Raw genomic sequence first — 6,075 nt, forward strand, 5'->3', positions numbered from 1 at the left:
CCCCCCTCCTTCTCGTAGGAGAGTGCGCCATCAACGCGTCCAGCCCTCCCGCCGTCGAACTGCGCGGCATCACCAAACGATTCCCCGGCGTCGTCGCCAACAAGGACATCGACATCACCGTCAAGAAGGGCACCGTCCATGCCCTCTGCGGTGAGAACGGTGCCGGCAAGTCGACCCTGATGAAGATCCTCTACGGCATGCAGAAGCCGGACGAGGGAACCATCACCGTCGACGGCGAGCAGGCGGCCTTCCACAGCCCCGCCGACGCCATCGCGCGCGGAATCGGCATGGTGCACCAGCACTTCATGCTCGCCGACAACCTCACCGTCCTGGAGAACGTGGTTCTCGGCGGCGAGAAGCTGTACGGCATCGGCGCCAAGGCCCGTAAGAAGATCAAGGAGATCTCGGACGCGTACGGCCTGAACGTGCGCCCCGACGTCCTCGTCGAGGACCTGGGTGTCGCGGACCGCCAGCGCGTGGAGATCCTCAAGGTCCTCTACCGCGGCGCGCGCACCCTCATCCTCGACGAGCCGACGGCCGTCCTGGTCCCGCAGGAGGTCGAGGCGCTCTTCGACAACCTGCGCGAGCTCAAGGCCGAGGGCCTGACCGTCATCTTCATCTCCCACAAGCTGGGCGAGGTGCTGAAGGTCGCCGACGACATCACCGTCATCCGGCGCGGTACGACGGTGGGCACCGCCGACCCGAGGAACACCACCTCCAAGCAGCTCGCCGAGCTGATGGTGGGCAGCGAGCTCCCGTCCCCGGAGACCCGCGAGTCGACCGTCACCGATGTGCCGATGCTGAAGGTCGCCGGGCTCCAGCTCGCCGCGACCGACCCCGACGGCGTGGTGCGCGACGTCCTGTCGAACGTCTCGTTCACCATCCACAAGGGCGAGGTCCTGGGCATCGCCGGTGTCGAGGGCAACGGCCAGGCCGAGCTCGTCGAGGCCATCATGGGCATGCGCGACCCGGACGGCGGTGTCATCACCCTCGACGGCGCCGACATCTCGCACGCGCCGACCCGCAAGCGCCGCGAGGGCGGCGTGGGCTACATCCCCGAGGACCGCCACCGCCACGGCCTGCTCCTGGAAGCCCCGCTGTGGGAGAACCGGATGCTCGGCCACATCACCGAGCGCCCCAACTCCAAGGGCGGCCTGCTCGACAACAAGGCGGCCCGGCTCGACACCGAGCGGATCGTGCGCGAGTACGACGTGCGCACCCCCGGCATCGACGTCACCGCGGCCTCGCTCTCCGGCGGCAACCAGCAGAAGCTGATCGTCGGCCGCGAGATGAGCCACACCCCCAAGCTGCTGATCGCCGCGCACCCCACCCGGGGCGTGGACGTCGGCGCGCAGGCGCAGATCTGGGACCAGATCCGCGAGGCCCGCCGCGAGGGCCTCGCGGTGCTGCTGATCTCCGCCGACCTGGACGAGCTGATCGGCCTGTCCGACACCCTGCGGGTGATGTACCGCGGCCGTCTGGTCGCGGACGCCGACCCCGCCACGATCACCCCCGAGGAACTCGGCTCCGCGATGACGGGTGCGGCCTCCGGCCACCTGGAACACGCTGAGGGCGAAGAGTCCGGTACGGACGGGGGAGAGGACCGATGAAGAAGCTCACCTCCAGGATCGACAAGGAGCGCCTGCTCCTCGCGGTCGCGGCCCCCGTGCTCGCGGTGGTCGCGGCGCTCGCCGTGACGGCCGTCGTCATCCTGATCACCGGCAAGAACCCGTTCACGGCCTTCAACGACATGCTGTCGTACGGCTCGGCCAGCGACAGCCAGATCTACATCCTGAACAAGGCCACCACGTACTACCTGGCGGGCATCGCGGTGGCCATCGGCTTCCGGATGAACCTGTTCAACATCGGTGTCGACGGTCAGTACCGCATGGCGGCGTTCTTCGCGGCCGTCGTCGGCGGTGCCATGACCCTGCCCGGCATCATCGCCATCCCGCTGATGATCGTCGTGGCGATGCTCGTCGGCGCGATGTGGGCCGCCGTGGCGGGCATCCTCAAGGTGACCCGCGGCGTCAGCGAGGTCATCTCGACGATCATGCTCAACGCGATCGCCACCGCGATCATCGCGTATCTGATGCAGCCCGAGCGCCTGGGCCAGCTCGACTCGGCCGGCACCCTGGTCTCCACCAAGCCGCTGCCGAAGGACTCCTGGTTCTTCAGCATCGACACCGGTGCCGCGGGCACGCTGTGGGGCTTCATCTTCGTCGCCGCCCTCGCGGGCGTCGCGTACTGGTTCGTGCTCGGCCGCACCCGCTTCGGCTTCGACCTGCGGGCCGTCGGCCAGTCCGAGTCCGCAGCCGCCGCCAGCGGTGTCAGCGTCAAGAAGATGGTCGCCACCAGCATGATCATCTCGGGCGCCGTGGCGGGCCTGGTCGGTCTGCCGACGCTCCTCAACGACAGCCACCAGTACGACAACAGCTTCCCGGTGGGCCTCGGCTTTACCGGTATCGCCATCGCGCTGCTCGGCCGCAACCACCCGGTCGGCATCGCCCTCGGCGCGCTCCTGTGGGGCTTCCTGGAGCGCACCACCAGCCACCTCGAGTTCATCGGCTTCGACAAGGAGATCCTCGGCGTGATCCAGGGCGTCATCGTCCTGTGCGTCGTCATCGCCTACGAAGTCGTCCGCCGCTACGGCCTGAAGCGCCAGCAGCAGCGCGTCGGCGCCGAGCTCGCGGCCCAGGCCGCCAAGTCCGACCAGCAGGAGGTGACGGCATGAGCGTCACGACCGACACGACCACGACCCCGCCTCCGGCCGGGGTCAAGCGGGGCAACCTCAAGCGCAAGGCCTCCCTCGCGCAGATCCTGCTGATCGTCGCGGGCGCCCTGCTCCTGGTCTCCGCCGTACGCATGATCACCGGCGCCGACCAGCTCACCTCCGGCGGCCAGATCAGCGCCGCCCTGGGCCTGGCCGTGCCGATCGGCCTCGCGGGCCTCGCGGGCCTGTGGTCCGAGCGGGCCGGTGTGGTCAACATCGGCCTCGAAGGCATGATGATCCTCGGCACCTTCGGCGCCGGCTGGATCGGCTGGCAGACCAGCCCCTGGCTGGGCCTGCTCGCGGGCGTCGGCTTCGGCGTCCTGGGCGGCCTCGTCCACGCGGTGGCCACCATCACCTTCGGCGTCGACCACATCGTCTCCGGTGTGGCCGTCAACCTGCTGGCGCTCGGCGCCACCCAGTACATGGCGAAGCTCTTCTTCAACGAGGGCGACGCCGCGACCAAGGGCGGCAACCCCAAGCAGTCGCCGCCCTCGGACGAGCTGCCCAGCTTCACCGTCCCCGGCCTGTCCTCGGGGCTGCAGTCCATCGAGAAGCACCACTGGTTCCTCGTCTCGGACCTGGCGGGCATCCTCGGCGGCCTGGTCACCCACGTCTCCTGGGTGACCGTGCTCGCGGTCGCGCTCTTCGTCGGCACCTGGTGGCTGCTGTGGAAGACCGCCTTCGGTCTGCGGCTGCGCTCCTGCGGCGAGAACCCGGTGGCCGCCGAGTCCCTCGGCGTCAACGTGTACTCGTACAAGTACGCGGCGGTCGCCGTCTCCGGCGGCCTCGCCGGTCTCGGCGGCGCGTTCCTGGCGCTGGTCACCTCGCACATCTACCTGGAGGGCCAGACCGGCGGGCGCGGCTACATCGGTCTCGCCGCGATGATCTTCGGCAACTGGCGACCGGGCGGACTCGCCATGGGCGCCGGCCTGTTCGGCTTCTCCGACGCCCTCCAGCTGCGCAACGGCGGCGAGACCGTCCACGCGCTGCTGCTGCTCCTGGTGGTCCTGCTCGGTCTGCTGGCGGCCTGGAAGGCGTACCGCAAGGCCATGATCCAGGCCGTGGTCAGCGCCGTGATCGCCGCGGTCATCCTCGTCTGGTACCTGATGACCGACACCGTCCCCAGCGACTTCGTCGGCGCCACGCCGTACGTCGTCACCCTGCTCGTGCTCTCGCTCTCCGCGCAGCGCCTGCGGATGCCCAAGGCCGACGGCATGCGCTACCGCAAGGGCCAGGGCAAGTGACGCCGGACGCCCCCGGCGCCACCGCCGTCGACTGGGAGGCCCTGCGCGAGGCGGCCCGGGACGCCATGTCCCGGGCGTACGCCCCGTACTCGGGCTACCCGGTCGGCGCGGCGGCGCTCGTGGACGACGGGCGCACGGTCACCGGCTGCAACGTGGAGAACGCCTCCTACGGCCTCTCCCTGTGCGCCGAGTGCGGGCTCGTCTCGGCGCTGCGGCTCGGCGGCGGCGGGCGGCTGACGCACTTCGTGTGCGTCGACGGCCACGGCGCCGCCCTGGTGCCCTGCGGACGCTGCCGCCAGCTGCTCTTCGAGCACGGCGGACCGGAACTCCTGCTGGAGACCCCGGACGGCATCCTGCCGCTGTCCGCGATGCTCCCGCAGGCCTTCGGGCCGGACCACCTCAAGCGGGACCCCAAGTAACCACCGCGGCCCCTCCGTTGCTGATCAGCGAGGGAGGGGCCGCATCCGTCAGACCTCTCTATGCGCGTAGAGTCGCGTATACCGTACGGACGAACCGCACTTGCCGGAAGGAATGCCATGGACGTCATCTCCGTCATCCGCACCAAGCGAGACCGGGGCGAGCTGAGCCCGGAGCAGATCGACTGGGTCATCGACGCCTACACCCGGGGTGTCGTCGCCGACGAGCAGATGTCCGCCCTCGCCATGGCGATCCTGCTCAACGGGATGAACCGTACGGAGATCGCCCGCTGGACCGCCGCGATGATCGCGTCCGGCGAGCGCATGAACTTCGACGCGCTCTCGCGCCCCACCGCCGACAAGCACTCCACCGGCGGCGTCGGCGACAAGATCACGCTGCCGCTCGCCCCGCTGGTCGCCGCGTGCGGCGCGGCCGTGCCGCAGCTCTCGGGCCGGGGCCTCGGCCACACCGGCGGCACCCTGGACAAGCTGGAGTCCATCCCCGGCTGGCGCGCGCTGCTCTCCAACGAGGAGATGCTGAACGTCCTGGACACCACCGGCGCCGTCATCTGCGCGGCGGGCGACGGCCTGGCCCCCGCCGACAAGAAGCTCTACGCGCTGCGCGATGTGACCGGCACCGTCGAGGCCATCCCGCTGATCGCCTCCTCGATCATGTCGAAGAAGATCGCCGAGGGCACCGGCTCGCTGGTCCTCGACGTCAAGGTCGGCACCGGCGCCTTCATGAAGACCATCGAGGACGCCCGCGAGCTCGCCTCCACCATGGTCGCGCTCGGCACCGACAGCGGCGTGAAGACCGTCGCCCTGCTCACCGACATGTCCACCCCGCTCGGCCTCACCGCGGGCAACGCCCTCGAAGTGCGCGAGTCCGTCGAGGTGCTGGCCGGCGGCGGCCCCCGGGACGTCGTCGACCTCACCCTGGCGCTCGCCCGCGAGATGCTGGACGCCGCCGGGATCAAGGACGCCGACCCCGAGAAGGCCCTCGCCGACGGCTCGGCCATGGACGTGTGGCGCCGGATGATCGCGGCCCAGGGCGGCGACCCGGACGCGACCCTTCCGGTCGCCCGCGAGCAGCACGTCGTCACCGCCCCCAGCTCGGGCGTGCTGACCCGCCTCGACGCGTACGACATCGGCGTCGCCGCCTGGCGCCTGGGCGCCGGCCGGGCCCGCAAGGAGGACCCGGTGCAGGCCGGTGCGGGCATCGAGCTGCACGCCAAGCCCGGCGACACGGTGACGGCGGGTCAGCCGCTGCTCACCCTGCACACGGACACGCCGGAGAAGTTCGACTACGCGCTCCAGACGCTGGGCGCCTCGTACGACATCGCGCCGGCGGGCACCTCGTTCACCGCGAACCCGATCGTCCTCGACCGGATCGCCTGACACCCCGACTCCCCGCAGACCCGCACCGGCCGATGACTTTCCCGGCCGGTGCGGGTCTGTCCGCATGTGAACCCCACACAACCCGCGCTCCTCGTCGTCCCGTCTCCGGTGGCCCTCGCCGACGTCCCGCCGCTGTGCGAGCGGCTGCGGGCGCTGTACGCGGCCGGGGCGCGGGAGGTGGTGTGCGATGTGGGCGGGCTGGTGCGGGCGGATCTGGCGGCGGTGGAGCCGGGCCACCGCCTCC

5 protein-coding genes are annotated in these 6,075 nt (G+C 70.6%); all 5 read left to right on the top strand.

The window, feature by feature from the left end; translation table 11 throughout:
* The first annotated feature begins 29 nt into the window (after positions 1 to 29).
* The 5 genes from ACJA3G_RS27525 (at position 30) to ACJA3G_RS27545 (ending at position 5,831) form a co-directional block, all read left to right on the top strand.
* On the top strand, positions 30 to 1,610 hold the full coding sequence (locus tag ACJA3G_RS27525; protein ID WP_406555741.1) for an ABC transporter ATP-binding protein: 1,581 nt from the start codon (positions 30 to 32) through the stop codon (positions 1,608 to 1,610).
* A complete protein-coding gene (locus tag ACJA3G_RS27530; RefSeq protein WP_406555737.1) occupies positions 1,607 to 2,734 on the top strand; it encodes an ABC transporter permease in 1,128 nt (375 codons plus the stop codon). Before ACJA3G_RS27525 ends, ACJA3G_RS27530 begins: the two co-directional genes overlap by 4 nt.
* Positions 2,731 to 4,017 (top strand): ABC transporter permease, encoded by a 1,287-nt coding sequence (locus ACJA3G_RS27535; protein WP_406555738.1) that lies wholly within the window; start codon positions 2,731 to 2,733, stop codon positions 4,015 to 4,017. The genes ACJA3G_RS27530 and ACJA3G_RS27535 overlap by 4 nt, the downstream gene beginning before the upstream one ends.
* Complete coding sequence (locus tag ACJA3G_RS27540; RefSeq protein WP_406555739.1) at positions 4,014 to 4,436, top strand: cytidine deaminase; 423 nt, start codon at positions 4,014 to 4,016, stop codon at positions 4,434 to 4,436. Before ACJA3G_RS27535 ends, ACJA3G_RS27540 begins: the two co-directional genes overlap by 4 nt.
* Positions 4,437 to 4,553: 117 nt before the next feature.
* On the top strand, positions 4,554 to 5,831 hold the full coding sequence (locus tag ACJA3G_RS27545) for a thymidine phosphorylase (RefSeq protein ID WP_406555740.1): 1,278 nt from the start codon (positions 4,554 to 4,556) through the stop codon (positions 5,829 to 5,831).
* Positions 5,832 to 6,075 lie beyond the last annotated feature (244 nt).

Origin of the sequence: Streptomyces sp. YS-3, from assembly GCF_045257485.1 — a bacterium.
In the GTDB taxonomy this organism is placed as follows: Bacteria; Actinomycetota; Actinomycetes; order Streptomycetales; family Streptomycetaceae; genus Streptomyces.

Excerpts from the sequence above, each read along its gene's own strand:
- ACJA3G_RS27530 (WP_406555737.1), top strand. The coding sequence starts at position 1,607 with ATGAAGAAGCTCACCTCCAGGATCGACAAGGAGCGCCTGCTCCTCGCG.
- ACJA3G_RS27535 (WP_406555738.1), top strand. The coding sequence starts at position 2,731 with ATGAGCGTCACGACCGACACGACCACGACCCCGCCTCCGGCCGGGGTC.
- ACJA3G_RS27545 (WP_406555740.1), top strand. The coding sequence starts at position 4,554 with ATGGACGTCATCTCCGTCATCCGCACCAAGCGAGACCGGGGCGAGCTG.